Below are 2,594 nucleotides of genomic sequence, written 5' to 3'. Positions count from 1 at the left end.
GATGCGGCACGGCCATCGCCAGCGCCGCGAAGTCGTTGAAGACGCGCAGCGTGTCGAATCCGAGCGCGCGGCGCGTCGCGTCGATCGAGAAGCGCCAGTCATGATTGGTCATGCTGACCATGTCGCCGTCCACGGGATTGGCGATCGCGATCGCCGCGTCGCGCACCCGCACGCCACCCGCGTCGCGCAGGAACGCGCGCACCGCGTCGTCCACACCGGCATGGGCGCCGCATCGATAGACGCGCACGTCACCGATCCCGCCGAGCGCGGTCTCCAGCGCGAAGCGCGCGTGCGTGCCGCCGATGTCCGCCAGCAGGCGGGGTTCGCCGGCGCGCACGCCGCCCGCCGCAACCGGATGGCCATTCATGGTCGCTTCGCTCATCGTATCTCCCGAATTGTCATTCGCATGTCGATCGCAACGGTCATGGCACCTCCACGCCGCGCGCCGCGCTCAGCAGCTCGAACCAGTGCTCGCGCCCGAGCGTGATGCGGGTTGCCTCGACCGCTTCGCGCAGCGCCGCGATCCGGCCCGACCCGACGATCGGTAGCGGCCGGCACGGCAGCGCGAGCAGCCACGCGAACAGCACCGTCGTCGCGGACACGCCATGCGCGTCGCCGATCCGCACCGCGGTCGCGCGCACGCGCGTCGCGACGGGCGATGCATCGGTCAACAGGCGTCCGCCCGCGAGCGGCGACCACAGCATCGGCGGACAGCGCCAGCGCTGCGCCTGATCGAACGTACCGTCGTCGAGCGGCGCGAGATGCAGCAGCGAACATTCGACCTGGTTCGTCGCGAGCGACATCCCGTGCGCCGCCATCCGGTCCTGCAGCAACGCTGCCTGCGCCGCCGTAAAGTTCGATATCCCGAATTCGCTCACCTTTCCGTCGCGCCGGAGCGCGGCAAAGGTCGTCGCGACTTCGTCGGCATCCATCAGCGGATCGGGACGATGCAGCAGCAGCAAGTCGAGCCGGTCGGTGCGCAGCGCGCGCAACGACTGCTCGACCGACGCGATGACATGCACGGCCCGCGTGTCGTAGTGCTTGATCCCGTGCGCGGGCCGGCGCGCGGAGACGAGCCGGATCCCGCACTTCGTGATGATCCGCATCCGTTCGCGCAGGTGTGGCGCATCAGCCAGCACGTCGCCAAACAGGCCCTCGGCCGTATAGTCGCCGTAGATGTCCGCGTGGTCGAAACTCGTCACGCCGAGCTCCAGCGCTGCCTCGATCAGCGCACGACGCTCGCGGACCGACAACGCCCAGTCGCCGATCCGCCACATCCCGAACACGATGCGCGAGAACGGCGCGGCATCGGCACCCATCGATATCGTCGTACAACGTTCCGTCATCGCGCTCACCACCACCATTCGACCTGCGCGCCGACCGTCGAACCCGTACGCGACGTGCCGAAAATACCCGTCGTCGACAGCGGATCCCCGGGCGCCGCCGCATCCTGCGCGGCCTTGTTCCAGCGTGCATACGTGTAGAACACGCGGAATTCGGGCCGCGACCAGAACGAGCGGTCCATCGCGAGCGTCAGCGCGACGCTCGCCTTCAGCAGCGTGCGCGTCGGGCCGCCGGACGGCGTCACGCGATCGTGTCCGAGGTCGCCCTGCAGCTTGATGTGCTGCGTGAACGCATACACCGGCCGCACGCCCATCGATACCCAGGTCTGCGACCCGCCCGACGGCGCGATATCGCGCTGGTAGATGCCGACCACCTGTCCGCCGAAGTCGCGCGTCGCCTGCCAGTCGAACGCGTCGAGCACGCGCAGGCTCTTGTAGCGGTTGTCGTTGGTCAGCGTTCCCGTGTAGCCGAGGCCCGTGCCCGGACCGACGCCGTACTGGAACGCGAGCTTGTTCTTGCCGCCGAGCAGGTTGGTCTGCACGTGCTGGACCGTGAACGACCAGCCGCTGTGCGCGTCCTGCAGCATGCCGCCCGCATTCAGCACCGGCGCGCGGGCCGGGATGTAAGACAGCCCGAACTGCAGTTCGCCGCCGGGGTTCGGGTGCACGCCCGACAGTTGCAGGTCGTGGCGTGTCGCGTAGTTGGGCTGATCGATGTAGTCTTCGCGGAACAGCGCATAGCTGAGTTTCAGGCCGCCGCCGATCGGCACGTTCTCGACGCCCGCGCCGAGGCCGCTCGGGTTCCAGTAGTAGAAGTCGTTCATGTGAACGTCGTTGCGCCGGTAGTAGATGCGCCCGAACCAGATCCGCATGTCGTCGAGCCCCGGAAGGTTCGTGAGCTGCACGTAGGACTGCGGCAGGCGAATCCTTCCGTGATTGCCGTCGAAGGTCGGCGTGCGGTCGAGATCGTTGACGAGGCTCGCCATGCCGACTGCCGACAGCTGCATGCCGTTCGAAAACTTGTACAGCGTCTGGTCGATCTCCAGTTCGCTGTAGATCTGGCACTCGTTGCCGAGCCGGTATTTGCTCGGTGCGCCCGGCAACTGGAAGCAGGCCTGCGAATGGCCGTCGCTCGTGCCGACGCCGGCCCGCAGATAGCCATGGAACTGCGTCCACGGCGTCAGCTGGTTCCAGGCCGACGACGGCGTCGGCGTCGCCACGTTGGTGGCGCTCGTGTCGGCCGGCACGACG

Annotated in this window: 3 protein-coding genes; all 3 read right to left on the bottom strand. The window is 68.0% G+C overall.

Features of this window, described 5'->3' with window-relative positions; genetic code table 11:
* The coding region (locus tag JYJ84_RS33770; RefSeq protein ID WP_205190068.1) for a glucokinase at positions 1–382 on the bottom strand (382 nt) is incomplete at its 3' end.
* 40 nt (positions 383–422) lie between these two features.
* Positions 423–1,346: an aldo/keto reductase family oxidoreductase gene (locus tag JYJ84_RS33765; protein ID WP_236027138.1), complete on the bottom strand. Its 924-nt coding sequence runs from the start codon at positions 1,344–1,346 to the stop codon at positions 423–425.
* Positions 1,347–1,351: 5 nt separating this feature from the next.
* A partial coding sequence (locus tag JYJ84_RS33760; RefSeq protein ID WP_205190067.1) for a carbohydrate porin occupies positions 1,352–2,594 on the bottom strand: 1,243 nt, incomplete at its 5' end.

Source organism: Burkholderia sp. LMG 13014, assembly GCF_905232215.1.
Taxonomy (GTDB): Bacteria; Pseudomonadota; Gammaproteobacteria; order Burkholderiales; family Burkholderiaceae; genus Burkholderia.
This window is presented reverse-complemented; position numbering and strand designations above follow the sequence as displayed.